The sequence below is a fragment of the Cryobacterium sp. Y50 genome, assembly GCF_002929805.1.
Taxonomy (GTDB): Bacteria; Actinomycetota; Actinomycetes; order Actinomycetales; family Microbacteriaceae; genus Cryobacterium.
This window is the reverse complement of the sequence record NZ_PJJM01000050.1, coordinates 1-16,498: the sequence shown is the minus strand read 5'-3', so window position 1 is coordinate 16,498 and position 16,498 is coordinate 1. Positions and strand designations below refer to the sequence as shown.

19 protein-coding genes and 2 pseudogenes are annotated in these 16,498 nt (G+C 62.0%); 7 read left to right on the top strand and 14 right to left on the bottom strand.

From position 1 onward, the window contains the following. Nucleotides 1–77: 77 nt before the first annotated feature. Complete coding sequence (locus tag CXY73_RS22505; protein WP_369831190.1) at nucleotides 78–242, bottom strand: hypothetical protein; 165 nt, start codon at nucleotides 240–242, stop codon at nucleotides 78–80. 42 nt (nucleotides 243–284) lie between these two features. Between CXY73_RS22505 and CXY73_RS22500 the strand changes: the two are divergent. Next, nucleotides 285–525: pseudogene (locus CXY73_RS22500) on the top strand (IS982 family transposase); the annotation flags it as partial. Nucleotides 526–536: 11 nt separating this feature from the next. On the opposite strand, the gene CXY73_RS01400 reads toward CXY73_RS22500, so the two are convergent. The 9 genes from CXY73_RS01400 to CXY73_RS01360 are packed head-to-tail and all read right to left on the bottom strand — an operon-like array spanning nucleotide 537 to nucleotide 10,229. Beyond that, nucleotides 537–3,401 (bottom strand): FAD-binding and (Fe-S)-binding domain-containing protein, encoded by a 2,865-nt coding sequence (locus CXY73_RS01400; RefSeq protein ID WP_104176577.1) that lies wholly within the window; start codon nucleotides 3,399–3,401, stop codon nucleotides 537–539. Beyond that, a complete protein-coding gene (locus tag CXY73_RS01395) occupies nucleotides 3,398–4,231 on the bottom strand; it encodes a DUF6282 family protein (RefSeq protein WP_104176576.1) in 834 nt (277 codons plus the stop codon). The genes CXY73_RS01400 and CXY73_RS01395 overlap by 4 nt, the downstream gene beginning before the upstream one ends. Continuing rightward, a complete protein-coding gene (locus tag CXY73_RS01390; protein ID WP_104176575.1) occupies nucleotides 4,224–5,123 on the bottom strand; it encodes a nitrilase-related carbon-nitrogen hydrolase in 900 nt (299 codons plus the stop codon). The genes CXY73_RS01395 and CXY73_RS01390 overlap by 8 nt, the downstream gene beginning before the upstream one ends. Continuing rightward, a complete protein-coding gene (locus tag CXY73_RS01385) occupies nucleotides 5,096–6,064 on the bottom strand; it encodes a glycine betaine ABC transporter substrate-binding protein (RefSeq protein WP_104176574.1) in 969 nt (322 codons plus the stop codon). The genes CXY73_RS01390 and CXY73_RS01385 overlap by 28 nt, the downstream gene beginning before the upstream one ends. A 35-nt stretch (nucleotides 6,065–6,099) precedes the next feature. Continuing rightward, on the bottom strand, nucleotides 6,100–6,855 hold the full coding sequence (locus tag CXY73_RS01380) for an ABC transporter permease (RefSeq protein ID WP_158253981.1): 756 nt from the start codon (nucleotides 6,853–6,855) through the stop codon (nucleotides 6,100–6,102). Beyond that, nucleotides 6,852–7,823 carry an ATP-binding cassette domain-containing protein gene (locus tag CXY73_RS01375; protein WP_104176578.1) on the bottom strand — a complete coding sequence of 324 codons (972 nt, stop codon included), beginning with the start codon at nucleotides 7,821–7,823 and terminating at the stop codon, nucleotides 6,852–6,854. The genes CXY73_RS01380 and CXY73_RS01375 overlap by 4 nt, the downstream gene beginning before the upstream one ends. A 25-nt stretch (nucleotides 7,824–7,848) precedes the next feature. Beyond that, nucleotides 7,849–8,493: an ABC transporter permease gene (locus tag CXY73_RS01370; protein ID WP_199185238.1), complete on the bottom strand. Its 645-nt coding sequence runs from the start codon at nucleotides 8,491–8,493 to the stop codon at nucleotides 7,849–7,851. Between the two features lie 9 nt (nucleotides 8,494–8,502). Further along, complete coding sequence (locus CXY73_RS01365) at nucleotides 8,503–9,411, bottom strand: alpha/beta hydrolase (protein ID WP_104176571.1); 909 nt, start codon at nucleotides 9,409–9,411, stop codon at nucleotides 8,503–8,505. Nucleotides 9,412–9,467: 56 nt separating this feature from the next. Next, complete coding sequence (locus CXY73_RS01360; protein ID WP_104176570.1) at nucleotides 9,468–10,229, bottom strand: IclR family transcriptional regulator; 762 nt, start codon at nucleotides 10,227–10,229, stop codon at nucleotides 9,468–9,470. Between the two features lie 310 nt (nucleotides 10,230–10,539). Between CXY73_RS01360 and CXY73_RS01355 the strand changes: the two are divergent. Next, nucleotides 10,540–10,848 (top strand): annotated as a pseudogene (locus tag CXY73_RS01355) (IS30 family transposase); the annotation flags it as partial. 94 nt (nucleotides 10,849–10,942) lie between these two features. Beyond that, nucleotides 10,943–11,515: a hypothetical protein gene (locus CXY73_RS01350; RefSeq protein ID WP_104176569.1), complete on the top strand. Its 573-nt coding sequence runs from the start codon at nucleotides 10,943–10,945 to the stop codon at nucleotides 11,513–11,515. A gap of 145 nt (nucleotides 11,516–11,660) precedes the next feature. Here the strand turns inward: CXY73_RS01350 and CXY73_RS21325 are convergent, their stop codons facing one another. Next, on the bottom strand, nucleotides 11,661–11,879 hold the full coding sequence (locus CXY73_RS21325; protein ID WP_146071574.1) for a hypothetical protein: 219 nt from the start codon (nucleotides 11,877–11,879) through the stop codon (nucleotides 11,661–11,663). A 9-nt stretch (nucleotides 11,880–11,888) separates the two neighbouring features. Further along, entirely contained in the window at nucleotides 11,889–13,130 is a 1,242-nt protein-coding gene (locus CXY73_RS01345) for an exonuclease domain-containing protein (protein ID WP_146071573.1), read from the bottom strand. Nucleotides 13,131–13,772: 642 nt separating this feature from the next. Here CXY73_RS01345 and CXY73_RS01335 point away from each other — a divergent pair. Further along, entirely contained in the window at nucleotides 13,773–14,222 is a 450-nt protein-coding gene (locus CXY73_RS01335) for a hypothetical protein (protein WP_146071572.1), read from the top strand. A 130-nt stretch (nucleotides 14,223–14,352) separates the two neighbouring features. Here CXY73_RS01335 and CXY73_RS01330 read toward each other — a convergent pair whose 3' ends face one another. Together CXY73_RS01330 and CXY73_RS01325 are read right to left on the bottom strand one after the other, a co-directional pair. Then, nucleotides 14,353–14,679, bottom strand: a complete 327-nt coding sequence (locus CXY73_RS01330; RefSeq protein ID WP_104176565.1) for an ATP-dependent DNA ligase — start codon at nucleotides 14,677–14,679, stop codon at nucleotides 14,353–14,355. 2 nt (nucleotides 14,680–14,681) lie between these two features. Continuing rightward, a complete protein-coding gene (locus tag CXY73_RS01325; protein WP_104176564.1) occupies nucleotides 14,682–15,044 on the bottom strand; it encodes a hypothetical protein in 363 nt (120 codons plus the stop codon). A 174-nt stretch (nucleotides 15,045–15,218) separates the two neighbouring features. Between CXY73_RS01325 and CXY73_RS01320 the strand changes: the two genes are divergently transcribed. Genes CXY73_RS01320 through CXY73_RS01310 form a run of 3 tightly spaced genes read left to right on the top strand, consistent with a single transcriptional unit; the run spans nucleotide 15,219 to nucleotide 16,251 of the window. Further along, nucleotides 15,219–15,599 carry a hypothetical protein gene (locus CXY73_RS01320; RefSeq protein ID WP_146071571.1) on the top strand — a complete coding sequence of 127 codons (381 nt, stop codon included), beginning with the start codon at nucleotides 15,219–15,221 and terminating at the stop codon, nucleotides 15,597–15,599. 50 nt (nucleotides 15,600–15,649) lie between these two features. Continuing rightward, nucleotides 15,650–15,922, top strand: a complete 273-nt coding sequence (locus CXY73_RS01315) for a hypothetical protein (protein WP_146071570.1) — start codon at nucleotides 15,650–15,652, stop codon at nucleotides 15,920–15,922. Continuing rightward, nucleotides 15,922–16,251, top strand: coding sequence for a hypothetical protein (locus CXY73_RS01310; RefSeq protein ID WP_104176561.1), 330 nt, complete (start codon nucleotides 15,922–15,924; stop codon nucleotides 16,249–16,251). The genes CXY73_RS01315 and CXY73_RS01310 overlap by 1 nt, the downstream gene beginning before the upstream one ends. Nucleotides 16,252–16,498: the final 247 nt, after the last annotated feature.

Below are 16,498 nucleotides of genomic sequence, written 5' to 3'. Positions count from 1 at the left end.
GCTCTGAACGACACGATTCATGATTCCGAGCACTGGCTGCCACCCGCACCACCCCTGGCTCCCTCGGAAGCCAATATTCAGCTGGTCGACCGGTGACATGTTCGTCTTGATGTAGCCGGGCGCGACAGCGTTAACTCGTACACTGAGCGGAGCTCATTCGGTGCGAGCGACTTCGTGAGCTGGTGCACCGCCGTTGTGGAGGCGTTGTATGCGGGCTGCATCTGTGGGCGGTTGGCGATCATGCCAGAGATCGATCCGATGTTGACGATGCTCCCGGCTCCGCGATCCGGCCCGATCGGAAAGACGAGCAGAAATGATTCGGCAAGCTCGGCGGAATCCGCCATTGGTCGAGTCCGTCTTCGACACCCTCAAGGTCCAACTCGCCTCAAGGAGCACGGTGGATGCACCATCCCCGGCCTCTATTCCCGCGTCGCCGGCCGCCTACTCGCTCTCGCGGCAGGAATCTGGCATAACTGGCTCCTCAGAGCTCCCAACAAGCGATCCTCTATCGCCTACGACCATTAGGACTCGCTCATCTAGTCTTCGATGGGTCCAGCCGCCTGGTCGAGCAGTTGCGCCAGGTGGATTCCTCGCCGGGTGCTCAGATCCTGGAGCTGGGTACGGCAGGAGAATCCATCGGCGAGCACAACGGTGTCGGCCGCGGCCGCCCGAACCGCCGGCAGTAGCTGCTGCTCCGCCACCGCAACCGAAATATCGTAGTGGCCGCGTTCCACCCCGAAGTTACCGGCAAGGCCGCAGCATCCGCCGAGCTTCTGCAGCGTCGCGCCGGCCCCCTCGAGTAGCGCGGCGTCCGGGCTCCAGCCCATCACCGCGTGATGATGGCAGTGCGGTTGGGCCACGATGGTCGTTCCGGCCAGTGACGGTGGCGTGTAGCCCGGAACGGTCGCGAGGAACTCGGCCAGAGTGTGTGTGGCTCGTGCGACCGGCCCAGCGGTTTCTTCGTCCAGCAACTCCAACGCTTCGGCCCGAAGCACCCCGGTGCAAGACGGTTCGAGGCCGACAATGGCGATCCCGGCCTCGGCCGTCGGAGTGAGCGCTGCGATGGTTTTGGCGAGAATTTTTCGGGCGCCATCTAGCTGACCGGTGGAGATCCAGGTCAAGCCGCAGCAGAGTGGCTGCTCGGGAATCCGAACGTCGAATCCGGCCCCCTCCAGCACCCGCACGGCCGATTTCCCGACCTCTGGGGTGAAATAATTGGTGAAGGAATCGACCCACAGCATCACGACCCCGGCCTCGGTCTGCCGGGCGGCATCGGGCCTGGCCTCGAACCAGGAGTGGAACGTTTCGGGGGCGAACGCCGGGATGTTGCGCCGGCGATCGACCCCGGCCAGGCGAAGGGCCAGCGGGCGCACGATGGGCAACCGCATCAGCCGGTTCAGCAGTCGCGGGGCAATCGCTGCGAGTTTGGCCCAGCGGGGAAGCCAACCGAGCGAGTAGTGCGAGGCAGGGCGCAGCCGGCCCCGGTAGCTCTGGTACAGAACTTCGGCCTTGTAGGCCGCCATGTCGACGCCGGTCGGGCAGTCCGAGGCGCAGCCCTTGCAGGAGAGGCACAGGTCGAGGGCGTCATGCACCTCGGGCGCGCGCCAATTCGCTCCGCCCTTGTTGATCATCTCCTGCAGCACGCGGGCGCGCCCGCGGGTGGAGTCTTTCTCCTCCCGGGTGGCCAGGTACGAGGGGCACATCACCCCGTTTCCGGTGCTGTTGTCGGCCCGGCAGAGGCCAACACCGGTGCAGCGGTGCACCGCCTGGCTGAAGTCGCCGCCGTCGTGACGGTAGGCCAGCGCGAGCCCCGAGCGCAGCGGGCCTGCCTGGGCTACTCGGATGTCGGCATCTAACGGGCGTGGGTCGACCACAATCCCTGGGTTGAGCACATTGTCCGGGTCGAGAATGCCCTTGACCTTGCCGAAGAGGGCAATGGCGCCGGGGGAGTACATCTGGGGCAGGAGCTCACTGCGGGCCCGGCCGTCGCCGTGTTCGCCGGAGAGGGAACCGCCGAAGCCGGCAACTAGGGCGGCGGCATCCGTCATGAATGCGCGGAAAAGCGCGGTGCCGTCGCTGCGTCCGAAGGGAATGTCCAGTCGCACGTGCACGCAGCCGTCACCAAAGTGGCCGTAGGGGAAGCCGCTGAGACCGTGCTGGAGCAGTAGGGCGTCGAAGTCGCGCAGGTAGGAGCCTAGTTTTTCCGGCGGTACGGCGGCGTCCTCCCAACCGGAGTGAGCGGGGGCGCCGGCGGGGGACCGCCCGGACAGGCCGGCCCCGTCTTCGCGGATTTTCCAGAGCGCCGCCGCTTCGGCCGGGTTGGAAATGACGCGCGAATACGCCGCCGCATCCACCTGGCAGAGGCTCATCGCTCGGCTCTGCACCTCTTGTGGGTCATCGCCGGCGATTTCTACGAAGAGCCAGGCGTTGCCGCTGGGAAGTGGCGGAACGGCGGACGGACCCTTGCGGCTGCGCACCACGTCAACGATCCGGGAGTCCAGCCCCTCACACGCGGTCGGGGAGAAGGGCAGCACACTCATCACGGCATCGCCCGCGGAGCCCAGATCGTCAAAGCCGAGCACAACCATGGTCTTGTGCGGGGCATCGGCCACCAGTCGCACACCGGCCTCGAGAACGATGGCCAGGGTCCCTTCGCTGCCGACCAATGCCCGGCGGAGATCGTAGTCTCGCTCCGGCAGCAGGTGCTCCAGCGCGTAGCCGGACACTTGGCGCCCGAAGCGGCCGAGTTCTGTGCGGATGGTGCCCAGCTCCGTGTGCACCAGCGTCCGGAGCGCATCCGTCTCCGGCGAGGCCGGTGTCCCGTCGGCGCCGAGCAGGAGTCGTCGCCCTGATCCGAGCAGCACATCGAGATGCGTCACGTTGTCGGAGGTGCGCCCATAGGCCAGCGTGCGGGAACCGCAGGCGTTGTTGCCGATCATGCCGCCGATGGTGCACCGCGTGTGGGTCGAGGGATCCGGGCCGAAACGCAGCCCCTGGGCCAGCGCTGCCTTCTGCAACGTCGCGTGCACGGTACCCGGCTGTACGATTGCGGTGCGGCTCGCGGCATCGAGGGAAAGAACCTTGTTCATGTACCGGCTGAAGTCCAGCACGACACCGGTACCGATGGCGTTGCCGGCGACGGATGTCCCCGCTCCCCGAGAAGTTAGGGGGATGCCGCGGTCACGGCACAGCTCCAGAGTGGTGATGATCTCCTCGGCGTCGTGGGGGAACACGACCGTCGACGGGACTACCCGGTACAGCGACGCATCCGTGGAGTAGGCGGCACGTGACAGGGCATCATCGCGGGCGTCCTGCACCCCGCGCGAGCGTAAGGCCGAGGCCAGCGACCGGGGAGTGGCCAGAACCGTGGCGTGCGACGGCGTTACGGCGGCGGCACTCATGACAGCACGAGCTTCCGGGGGACCTCGCTGGCGGCTGCCCGCAACCATTTCGGGTCGAGGCCCTGGCCTGCGAGCGTGGCGACGAGCTCGGCCAGTGCCTGCGGCGGCTGTGGCGTGGTCGGTTGGCCGGCGTCAGAGGACAGGACCAGTCGGTCCCCGGCGGCTCGGGCCACCTCCGCCAGCATCGTCGGCGTCATGCCGCTCTGATGCCAGAGTTGATAGGCAGTGATTTCCACGTGGGCACCTTCCGCGGCCAACTCGTGTATCTCTCCCGGACTCATCGCTGGCACGGTATACGAGGGATGGGTGAGTAGGAAACGCGTAATGCCGCGTCGTGTCGCTTCTTTGAAAAGCCAGCGGCATTCGGGCCCGCTGAGATGACCGGTGCAGAGCACGGCGTCGAATTCGGCAATCAGGTCAAGCACCAGGGCGATGTCGGCTAGTTTGTCGTCGTCTGCGGCCAGCACTGGCGGTGTCGCCAGTACCGCGCGGTCGAGCCGGGGGTCGAGGTCGCCGAGGCGCGGAAGTCGGGCCGCGGCCTGGGTGTGGGCGTCGTTCGTGGGGAACCAGACGACCCGGCCGCCGCTGGCTAGCGCGGCCAGTACGGCGGAGGGATTGATTCCCCCCGCCGAGTGGTTGAGGGCTATCCCTCCGACAACGTCCAGGCCGAAGGAACGAGCGAGCGCGGATGCTCGCCCCACGGTGGATTCGTTGTGGGCTTTGAGTACGAAGCCGCTGAATCCGGCGGCGACATAGTGCGCGCATATTTCGTCGTCGTAGCCGATCCGCTCCAGCACATCCGGCGCGGCATGGACGTGCAGATCAAACATCGCTGTTGGCGTTTTCGGGCAGCCCCCGGGGGCTGAGCCCCGATATGCCAATCAGAACAAAATCGGTACGGGCCTCGGCCAGTACCGGCGTCCGGGCCCGGAGCCGACGCAACATTCCCAGATCCAGCGTTGCCTCCGCCGTGCCCTCGGAATCGTCGAGTTCCACGATCGTCGCCCCATCTGGCCCCAGGATTCTGGAACCACCCCAGAACCGTGCCCCGCTGTCGGTGCCACACCGGTTGATGAAGATCACGTAGCACTGCAAGAGTGTGGCGGAATGTTCCAGGATGAGCGCCCAGGTGCGTTGCACCTGCCCGGGGACGGCGCTTTCGGCGCTGGCGACCGGCACGATCAGGACCTCGGCACCACCGTGTGCCGCCAGCCAGGGAACCACCGGATGCCACATGTCGTTGCAGATGATGACGGCGCACTTCGCGCCACGGACCGTCGGCGTGTTTAGGCGGTCGCCGGCGGCGAAGACCAGATGCTCATTCCATGGCGGGGAGGCAACGGGATGAAGTTTGCGTTGCAGGTGCATCGACCCCGAGTCCACAACGGCATAGGAGTTGTGCGGCTTACCAGAGGGGTTGCTTTCCGCGAATCCGATACCCATGGCGGCCGTACCCAAACCCAGGGAGGATAATCGCGGATCGCTGGCGAGTAGGGCGTTCGGCTTCGATGCAGGACCGAAACCGTATCCGTTCAGCGCCAGTTCCGGCGTCAATACCACGTCGAGGTCACCGAGCCGGCTACGTAAACCGCTGATCCGGTCAATATTGGCGTCGAGGTGCCCAAAGGTGGGTGCAGTTTGTAACAGACCTACCCTGAGTGTCTGCGGATCCTCAGCGAGCTGAGGTGCCGGTTTCACGCCAATCCGTTCTTCGTGAGCCATTCGCTGGCCACATCCTCTGGAGTCATTCCGTCCACATCGATTTGCGCATTGAGTGTCTGGAGTTCCTCGGTACTGAGTAACAGACGCACCGGGTTCATGACTGTTTTGATCGCGGGATTGGCTTCCAGAACCGCACCACTAACGTTCAAAGAGAGGTTATAGGGCGGAAAGAAAGCCAAATCGTCTTCCAGTACGATCAATCCCAGGGCCGCGATGCGCCCATCGGTGGCGAAGGCCTCACCGAAGTTGCAGGGATTGTTCTCCGCAATGGCGTTGTAGATGGGTCCCTCGGCCAGCTCCGCAACGAGGGCAGGGTCGATCTCGATTCCGTAGGTGCTCTTGAGTCCCGGCCAGCCGTCGTCGCGTCCAAAGAATTCCGAAGCGCCGCAGAACGTTGCGTTACTGGCATCTGATGCCGCCAGTTCGGCATAATCAGAGATGGTTGAGACGCCCAGTTTCTTCGCCGTTTCGCTTTCGGCGGCGATGGCGTAGGTGTTGTTTGCTGGCGCCGTCGGCAGCCAAATAATATTGTTTTCCACCTTGTCGGCGGCGCTGAGCTTCTCGTACTGTACGGCGGGGTCCGTGATGACCTCCGTTTCCTGCAGGTGGGTCAACCATCCCGAGCCGGTGTATTCCCAGTACATGTCGACGGCGTTGCTGACGAGGGCTGCGCGGACGGCGCTGGAGCCGCTCATGCCACAGGTGCGTTCGACCGCAGCCCCCTGGGCCTCTAGCCGCTGGGCTGTGATCTCGCAGAGCAGAAGTTGTTCGGTGAAGTTCTTGGAGGCAACGTTGAGTTCGACACCACTGAGTGCACCCTCCGTTTCGGCTACCGTGCCGCCCGTACCGGGACCGCTGCTGCCCAACGCGCATCCGCTGGTCACTAGGGTGCTGATTAGGCCAACGGCAAGAAAACTCTTTCGCATTTTATTCTTCGACATCTTTGTCTTCCTCAAAAGTGATGATCTTATTTGGGTTAAATGCCACGGGGACGCAGCAGTCGTTCGGCGATGCCCGCTAACCAGTCAATGGACAGCGCTAGAGCAATTGTGAGTACGCTGCCGACCAACAGGACTGGCATCCGGTTGAGCGCGATACCCGCGGAAATGATGGAGCCGAGCCCCCCGGCGTTGGTGAATGCCGCCAGAGTGGCGACGCCTACGTTCAGGATCAGCGCAACTCGAATCCCGGCCAACATCACCGGAATCGACAGTGGCAGCTCAATGGTCGACAAAATTTGCCGGGTGCTCATACCCATCCCGCGGCCGGCGTCGATGACGGCTCGATCCACCTGCTGGATGCCGACCATGGTGTTGCGCAGTACCGGCAGGAGGGCATAGACGAGCAGGGCGATGACCGCCATCCAGAAGCCCACCCCGAACAGGATCGCCAGGAGCACCAGCACTCCGATGGAGGGGATGGCCTGGCCGGCATTGGCACCGACCAGTATCAGCCCGCCGATTCGGCGGGCACCCTTCCTCGTCAGGGCCACACCCAGCGGCACACCGATCGTGATGGTGAGCAGCGTCGAGACCAGCACCAGTTGGATGTGCTCCCACACCGCGTTCAGAATCAACGGCACTTCCAGGCTGCGCGCCTCGATCGAGTCGAGTGGAATGACTCGAATGTACACAAAGACGCCCACGACGAGGGCCGCAACGATGGCCGGCAGGATCCCGACGCTGGCGCGGTCACTGGAAACCGAGCGCCGGGCAATGATGACCGAGCTCACGACGTGGCAACTGTCGGCTGGGCGGCAGCCATCAGAAGATCCTGCAGCGCGATGAACCGCACGTCGGCCCCCGGGAGCGTCACCGCTATGCCCTGGGCATGCGCGGCGAGCACCTGTTCCAGCGCTCGGTGCACCGATTCTTCTGGATGGATGTCCACCGTGCTTTGCAGGTAATCCTGTAGCGGTGTCGACCGGTCGATAACGTCGCCCACCGTGAGCAGCGACAGCCTCCGCACTGCCGCTCCGGCTCCGACAAAGTCGCGCACAAAATCATCGGCGGGATTTGTCAGAATTTTCAGGGGCGTATCGAACTGAGCCAGCCTTGACCCCTCACCGAAGATGGCGATCCGGTCTCCCAATAGGAGGGCTTCGTCAATATCGTGGGTCACCAGGACAATCGTTTTGCGAATCTGCCGCTGCAGGCTCAGGAACTCCATCTGCAGCTTTTCCCGGGCGATGGGGTCGACCGCACCAAAGGGCTCATCCATCAGCATGATCGGGGGGTCGGCGGCCAACGCGCGGGCAACTCCCACCCGCTGTTGCTGACCGCCGGAAAGTTGCCGCGGGTAGCGCGCCGCGAAGGTGCTCGGTTCGAGTCCCACCATGTCCAGCAGCTCGTCGGCGCGCCGAAGCCGTTTGACCTTGTTAGTGCCCAGCAGTTTCGGGACCAGGGAAACATTTTCGGCGATCGTCAGGTGCGGAAGCAGGCCAATCTGCTGAATGACGTAACCGATTCCGCGACGCAGGTGATCGACGTCCACATGGGTGACGTCTTTCCCATCGATCCAGATGCGGCCATCACTGGGTTCCACCAGCCGATTCATCATGCGCAGCGTCGTTGTCTTTCCGCAACCGGACGGGCCGACCAAAACCACGAATTCGCCACGCTTGATCTCCATCGACAGCGAGGCCACCGCGTCGTGGGGCTGATCGGGGTAACGCTTCGAGACCCGGTCCAAAAAAATCATGGTGTCGGGGCCGCAGCCTGGCTGGTCAGACATGTAATCCTCGCAGAGTGGTCATTTTCGCTATCAGGATGAACAAGAGGTCAAGGACTAGCGCAACAAGCACCACCCCGATGACCCCGGAGAGAGCCTCATTCAAGGCGTTTGCCCCGCCGATGCGGGCCAAACCCCGGAATATCAGCTCTCCGAGGCCCGGCCCACGCACGACCGCGCCGATGGCGGCGGTGGCCACCAGCATGATGGTCGCCGTGCGGATGCCATTGAGAATGATTGGCCACGCCAGGGGGAGAACCACCGTCAGCATCCGCCGGCCTCCCCCCATTCCCACGCCCTTCGCGGCGTCAATGACGGCCGCATCGACGCCCTCCAGTCCCGTCACCGTGTTGCGCAGAATGGGGAAGATTCCATATATCGCCAGAGCCACGATTGTCGGGGCGACTCCCAGCCCCAATATCGGAATCATCAGCGCGAACAGTGCAAAAGACGGAATGGTCAGGAAGGTTCCACTGACGGACAACAGCGCCTGGCGCAGCCTCGGGGCGGACTCGCTCAACAGAGCGAGTCCAATTCCCAAGACCGTCGAAATTCCCACGCTGATCAGGACCAGCTCAGCATGTTGCTGTGCCAGGAACAGGATTCTCAGGGCGTTGTCCGCCAGATATGTCAGCAGCACAATGGGTGGTTAGGCTGCGATTTCATCGGCGAATGCCGACTGGAAGAAGGTATCAAGCACCCCGATGACGTGCTTAAACGTGGGGTCCTCGTCCAGCATCCACTCGGTGTGACCGCGGCCGGGAAGCAACTCGAGTTGCTTGGGTTCCAGCGCAGTGTCGTAGAGCCGCTGAGCCTCATCCACCTTGTGCAGCTGGTTTTCGACGCCGTGCACGATCAGCACCGAGCGGGGAGAGATTTTCGCCACTTGCTCCCAGGGCTGGAAGCGGAGCAGACGATCGGCCGATTCAAGCGAGACGCCGGTGCCGAAACCATGCGCCTTGTAGAGCTCCTCACCGACATAACCGTTGGTTTTTCCGTCGAGGTCGAGACGGACGATATCCCAGGGGTTCGTGATTTCCGAGCGGCCGTGTTCGCTTCGGTGACCACGGTCGGCTTCCACGCGCGCTAACAGACTGTTGAACGACGCTTCGTCATGCATTTTACGGGTCGACTCAAAGCCATCGGCGATCCCGTTGCAGCAGGCAACGGCCTTGACCCGATCGTCATCGGCGGCCTCGTGCACAACCACACCGCCGCCAAGGCCCCAGCCGATCAAGCCAACGCGATCGGCATCAAGCTTCGGGTGCGCCGAAACCCGGTCAACGGCGGCGCGCACGTCTTCGGACCATTCCTGGGGCACGAGGCGTCCGCGCTCACCCTCGGAGAGCCCGAAACCGCGATAGTCGAACGCCAGCACGGCGTAACCTGCCCGCGTGAGTGCCCGCGCGAAACGCTCCGGGTGAATGATCTTCTGACCCTGGTAGCCACTGCACGGGATCAAGACCGGGTAGGGGCCGTCCCCGGCGCCGTCGGGCAGGTACAGATCAGCATCAATTCGAGCGCCTGAGCTGAAAAAAGGTAGTGGGTAGCCACGCATGATGTTCTCCTGTTTTTGTTGATTAACGGCGGCTGAGACGGATGCCCAGTCGAGAATTAAGCGGACGAGAAGCCCGGCTGCTGGAGTGCATTCACGGCCGACAACAGATGTCCCGCGAAAAATGGAATACGGGCCTCAATTCGGGATGCCGGTCCGGAGATGTTCAGCGCCGCCATGATTGCCCCAGACTGGTCTCTGATCGGAGCGCCAATTCCGATGAGTTCCGGATCGAACAGGCGACTCGCGACGGTGTACTTTTGCCGTCGGCCCTGATGAATCTGAGCCAGAAAACTCCGGGCTTCGCGAGCCGGGGCCGCTCCGTCCGACTCATGCAGGAGTTCGAGGATGTGGTCATCGTCGTGGTCCATCAGCAGAGCCATTCCGCTCGAGCTGCGGTTCACCGGAATGGTGCGCCCCACCCAACCGTTCGCCTCGATGGCGCGCCGGGAGCTCTCGGATCGAACGGTGAGGACCTCGCCGCCGCTGAGTACGGTGAGGTGGGTGCGCTCGCGAACGATTTCGGTCAGTCTCGCCATGACCGGCACCGCCATCTTCGTCAGGCGCTGGTCGCCGGCCCGGGAGGCCAGCGCGAACAACCGCCAACTCAGCTCATAGCAACCCGAATCGTCCCGGGCGATGAGACCGGATTCCAGCAGGTTCTTCAGCTGGCGTGACACGACGGATTTCTCCCGGACCAGGCGTCGTGAGACCTCCGACACGGTCATCCCGTGCGGAAACTCGGCGGCATCAGCCGTACCGAGGACATCGAGGATCGCCATGATCCTGCCTGCCCCGTTCTGTTTCTGAACGGTGCTCATGCAGGAATACTAGAACCGCGAATGTGATTCAGGCAACAGAGTGTTGCAGAACTTGCACCTCGACGGCCAATCTGTCGGCCGCGCCCGTCGCGGTGCTCCCACGCAGCTTCGACGACAGTCAGCCTGGGGCTGCGTCGCGAGCCTCATTATCCCGGTCGTAGGGGTGCGCTTTTGCTCGGGAATGAGATCTGCTTCTGCTCGCAGGATGTCTTCAACGCCGTCGTCGAGGGAGCATGAATAGACCCCGCAGAGGCACGCAACCTCTTCAATCTAGCAACGTATAGGCGAAATGACGCCGAGAATATCCGNATTGACGTGGGATCAGGGAACCGAGCTTGCCCGGCACGTGGAGATCACCAAAGCAACCGGGGTTCCGATCTTCTTCTGTGATCCAGGTTCACCCTGGCAGCGCGGCTCGAACGAGAACACCAACGGCCTGCTGCGCCAGTACTTCCCGAAAGGCACCGATCTGAACGCTCACAGCGCCAAACGCCTCCTCGAAGTCGCCACTGAACTCAACGAGCGGCCCCGCAAAACCCTCAAACGCAACACTCCAGCTAACCTGCTCAGCGAGCTAGTCTCGAAGAAGGAAATAACCCCTGTTGCTTCCACCGCTTGAAATCGCCCTAGGGATACGAGACAACAGCCCGAGATTATGCTTAGAGTGCGGCGTGGCTCATCGAGGGCGGTCGGGGAGCACGAGGAGCCAAACTATGGAAATTAGCCCGGAAGTCCAGGCGCTTGCGATCAGCCTTGCCGGATCGGCCATCCGCAACACGGCCCAAGGCGTATCGGACCGCGTCAAGGGCCTGAGGGCCGGTAACAACGACAGCGAAACGATCAATGGCTTGGAGCAGCTTGTCAACGATCTGATCTCGGACAAGAACGATCTCACACGTATCGCTCAGGCCTATCAAGCCGAACTGGTGGCGCAGCGCCTTTCGAGTGGCGATGTGCAGTACATCACGGAGACGGTCGTTCCATTGGTCGAGAAGCTCATGGGCTTTTCGCAGAATGACGACTCAGATAAATCTCACGTGATTGAGGCCATCAAGCCTCTCCTCTCTATTGAGACCGTGAATGTTCTGCAACTGCTCGGATTCAACTTCCGAAAGGCGATCGGAGAACCGCTCACGGAACTCGTGGAGCGCGCCATTCTCTCCAAGGCGCCGGGTGATGCTTCTGTCTTAATCCAGCGGCTGCAGCTTGAGCGGGAGGTCGGATACATCGCCGTAGCGCAGGATCCGGCAGCACATGCTCGCCTAGTCGCGATATTTGGCAATTAGCAGCTCTCGTTTCAGGAACAAGGAATGTCCCCGCCAAAAGGAGTTGGCCACTGTCTTCTAACCAATCTGCCTTGTAACACGTCGGTTTCCCGACCTTGCAAAGGTGCCAGTGGGGCGTGAGCCAGTGACCGTGATGGTCACTGGCTCACGACTTGGCTTGGCTGGTGCTCGTGGAACGCGACGTTGGTGCACGCTCCCAGTTTTCGAGATCGAAGGCGAGTGCCCTGTCACAGGGGTGGTGCTTGCCTCGCTCTTGCCCGCCGTTGGCGTCTAACATGAAGAACTTGTAGCACGCAGGCAGCGATGCCGTCCAGAGCAACGGGATGAGCAGGTACGGCACGGTGAAGTTATGTGGATGTTGCACCCGGCCTGGTCAGCGCACTCCGATGAGAGACCGCAGGCCGAATTCGGAGATGATCGGAATGCCGTAGTCGCGGGCCTTCCCGGTTTTACCGGTGACAGATGCCGGGTCGGCGGCAACCAGCAGGCGCGTGCGCAGGGTGACCGCCGTTCCCACGGAGAGTCCTCGCGCGACCAGTTCACGGCCCCAGTCAGAGCGGGTGCGGGCCATGTCACCGGTCAGCACGACGATGTCGCCCTCTTCCAGTAGTACCGTCTCGATTGTTGCGATCGGCGGGCGCGCCGCCGACGTCGATGGTGCTGCAAGTGCGGCGGCGACGACCTCCGGGGCGATATCGAGCATGCGGGCGACCGCGATCAGATCCGCGGAATCTGCGATGCGCAGGGTACCGTTCGACCCGGCCACGCGCACGAGGTCCTCAAAATACCGGCGATGCAGTGCCATACAGTCCGTGGCGCTGATGCCGCTGAATTCAGCCAAAACCCGAAGTTCACGCGTTTTCTGAGGCGACAGCACGGGATTGAGCAGGCACAGATCGAGCAGGGCGAGATAGTCGAGGTGCTCCTCGGGGCCGGTATAGTCGGGAAGCTTCACGGCCGCCCGAGCCAGAAAGCTCGGTGTCGGCACTACATCGTCCGTCGTCATCGGGTCTCGCTGTACCCACTGTGCTTGGTTGGTGTCGGCGATTCTTGGCCAGGTGAACAGTTCGGCGCGGTCGAGGGCATCGATCCACGGTGCAGCACTGGACGAGCCGTGCACGTAGGCCGCCAGCAGGGTGGCGCACGCCACAGCCTGCACCAGGGCGCCGGGGCCGGACTCGATCTCAATGTCGAAGGCGGCGCAGCAGTCGTCGAGCAGCCGGCCGGCACCCTGCAGGTACTTGCGGGCCAGATGCATGGTGCAGACCGCTTCGAGTCCGCGCCCGGGGGCATAGCTGATTCGCTCGAATTCGCTCATCAGAAATCCGGTGACGAACTGGGCGTTGTGGGTCACCAACACCCGGCCGCGTACCAAGTTGACCAGGTGCGGTGCGATCTGTTCAAACGTCGGCGCGCGCAGTAGCTCAGCCGTACTGACGCCGTGGTTGGTCACGTTACCCGCATTACTTCCGGGGTTGACGACGGTCTCCCAGCGCGCAGTAATGTGACCACCTTCGTCGAGGTGCACGACGGCGACCTCGACGATCCGGTCCCGTTGGTACGGGAACAGTCCAGTGGTTTTCAAACAAATAACGGCGTATCCACGTTCGGGCATGGTCACACTCCACAATCTTTATTGTGTGAAGTTATCTGCAAACGGACGCGATGCGAATTCCCATTCGGGGGGTTGAGGATATCGCCCGATACCGCTTAAATTTCTAGTTGCCGGCGGCTGCCTTCTTGGCCGAGTTCTTCGGTGGCGGCAGGGTGTCGGCTTCTTTAAGCGACATGCCGTTCGTCTCGGGTGCCTTACGCAGCACGAACTAGAAAGAGAGGCCGGCGAACACTGCGTAGTGGCCGTACGTGATCGGCAGGGACGCGTCCGCCATCAGCGGAACACTGACCGTTATACCTGGCGAGCAGCCTCGGGCCCGTTCCATCACCCCAACCGACCAAGAAGGCCTTCCATGTTGCTCCGTCTGCTTCCGATACTTCTGCCCATCGTTCTTAAACTCATCAAGCACCGTTCATCCTTCGCCCGGCCGCGGCGTACGAGCTTCATGCCCCTTAAGAACCGATAACACCCGTCAGGCACGCACCCAGCTGCGGGACGAATGAGCTGCTGCGGGCATTTCGGACTCGTAGAAACATTAGGCGGCGGGGGTCGCGGGGGAGTGTTCGAGTTCGTGGGGCGAGCAGGTAGCGCAGCAGAGCGAGAACGCCTCGGCCTTCAGGGTGCGCAGTAAGGCTGCAAGTCGTGGGTTGGGCGGCACGCTGCAGGAGGGAATTCTTTACGTTGCCGCGCGCAGAAAAGCAAGGACTTGAGCGTTTGCTTTTGGCTGCGTACGGTGCTCATATGATGCATGTGACGTTCGTCGGCAGGACTTTGTTGGTGGGGGGTGAAGTAGCAGAACTTATTGTTGAGTACGCGGCAGCGCTTGCCCGTTGTGGAGGAGCTGACACGGTCCGGTTGGTGGCTTATGGTGCCGACGGAGACGAGATACAGATTTTGCTGTTGCTGGGGCAGGGCGTGTCTGTTATGGCCGAGAGCTCAAAGGTCGACATGCCGGAACTAGATAATCGTGATGTCGTGTCGTATATGAGGCAGCGGCTGGCGCGCACAGGGGTTGCGCCTTCGAGTCGTCCGTTGGACCCTGAGACCGATTCGATTTTTGCCTTTGAGGACGACTTCAACTTCGACTCTTAAGGTGAGTGCGTGGTGTCTTGGCTCCCTGACACAGACAATTACGACGCCGACGTTAGAGAGCTTACGGATGCGTGGTGCACGTACGCACCGCTGACTACTCCACGGCGGGGCCAGGGGAGTAGTCAGCGAATTATCGCTTGAGCGCCGGTGTTTCCAACTCGGCCGGTTCCGGTGTTACCCGCAGTCCGCCGGGTGTATTTGACAGACGTACCAGTTCCTCGACCCACGCACGGTTGAGGAGGGGTTCCTTATTGCCGAAGAAGTCGAATTGCAGAGGGATTGTCGGGTGGATCCAAATGGAACTGTGGCCGTGGCCGGCTGCCGCCGAGTATTCCCACGAGAACGTGAAACTTTCCCCGCGGCGTACCTTGGACAAAATGACGACCTTGAGGTGAGCGAGCACTCGGTCATCGAATTCGACGGTGATCGACGGAGTCCCGTAAATGAATTTACCCATAATTACTGTCCCAGTCCTCTGTCGATTTCGCTTGCTACGAGGTTGAAGTCCTCGGCGGTCCGACCAGCGTCGCCGGTGGTTTCGATGGTGCCGATAATGCCGATAATGGGCATTTCCGGTAGTGGAAAGCGCGCCGCTTCCTCTTTCTCTGTCATCCCTTCAATGTCCACGTCGACGACATCGAATTCACTGTTTGGACTGAGAACGAGCGTGTGGACGGCTGTCTCGTCGTTCGCCTCGAGCACGGTGACATCGACGGACACACTATGGTCGCTATCGGCCACGGAGGTGATGTAGTCGAGAAGCGCTGTCGTGCTGGTGTTGCTGGTGACAATGGACCCGCCATTGTGTGTTATGCGCTTCATATCTTTGATAGTAGTGGGAGATGGGTGTGGCCCGCGCACGGCGAGGGTTTACCGTCGCAGGTCAGCGAGAGAAGGCTGGTCCGAGAGGCTGCCCCAATGTGGCGGGCCGGTCGAAGGGTAGCGAAAAGGTCGTCGCCGGCAGCTCTGCTCTAGTTCAAGCACCACCTTGTACTAGTGATGGTGCGTGATTACAAGGCCTCAGTCCTTTATCCCTTAATCGGGTTAACTGTATTTGTGATCTTTTCTCATAGAAGCGACTCGGTTGCGGTCGACAGCAGCATCACGCGCATGGAGACCCTGCGTGTGATGCTTGCTGAAACAGCGCGCGGGAACGTGTTCGCGTTTAGTTGCCTCTATGACGAACTCGGAACGGAAACGTACACACTCGGTCTGCGGATATTGGGAAATCGCGGGCAGGCGGATAGGGCTGCGATGGAAATCTGGCTGTGGGTGTGGCAAAACGCGGCGTCGTTGACTCGGGTGCGGGACCCCGCTCGGGAGGCAATCCTTACCGTTGCCTTCAACGTCAGCATGTGGTGCGGGCGGAATGAGTAAATCCATGACCGTCGAGCCGGTTTATGGGGATCTGTGGAACGGAGCGCGCAGTGCACACTTGGAGTGATGAATGGTCCGTCGGGCCGGTGGATCAGCGCAGTGAAATCATTGGTTTCATCGTCCGCGCCGGCGACGTTTTTGAGGTGACAATGCTGTCGGGTACGCACGCGGGGTCGAGTTTTGGCAGTCTTCTTTCCGCGATCGATTTCATCACGCACACACTTCCGCCCGGAAGCGACGCATTCGGCACTGCCCGCCGGCCGCTTCCGATCCAGGAGCGGGTGCGGACGGCGGGATTGGCGGGCCAGGGAGAAATTGTGTGATGAAGACGCATCTGGTCGCCGTGCCCGGCGGGGTGAGCCGGGCGGAGCCGCCGATACCGGAACGCCAAATGTTCCGGGACGATGTTCTGCGGCCTGGCCCGGTCATGGTCGGCGCCGGCCCAGAAGGGGAGTGGGCGGTCCTCCATGAGTCGGCTGGGGGAGGTTCAGTGTTGATTGGACTGGTGTATCAGATCGGGAGCAGATTTGAAGTAACGGTTATGAGTGATCCGCTGCGTATGGTCTCCGTCAACAGTCTTGCAGCCGCCGTCGACCAACTCGCAGTAGACGGAGTGAGCGCGCAGCGGCTGCGAGCAGTACTGCGCCGGTGACCGCCGCAAGCGACGTGTGGTCATTAGTCCGAGGTGATGATCTGACCGGCCACCAGATCTCGAGCAATGTCGCCGCCTGACGGGTGTCTGGGGAGCCCTATCCGGCAGATTCTGTAATAGATGCATTATTACTTGTCATAATCATTATTATCGGTCATATCGCCCGTCATATCGCCCGTTATATGATCCGACGTGCTGATAGGTTAGAAGCCTCGAAGAAGCAATTCATGGGGGTGGATCATCAGGA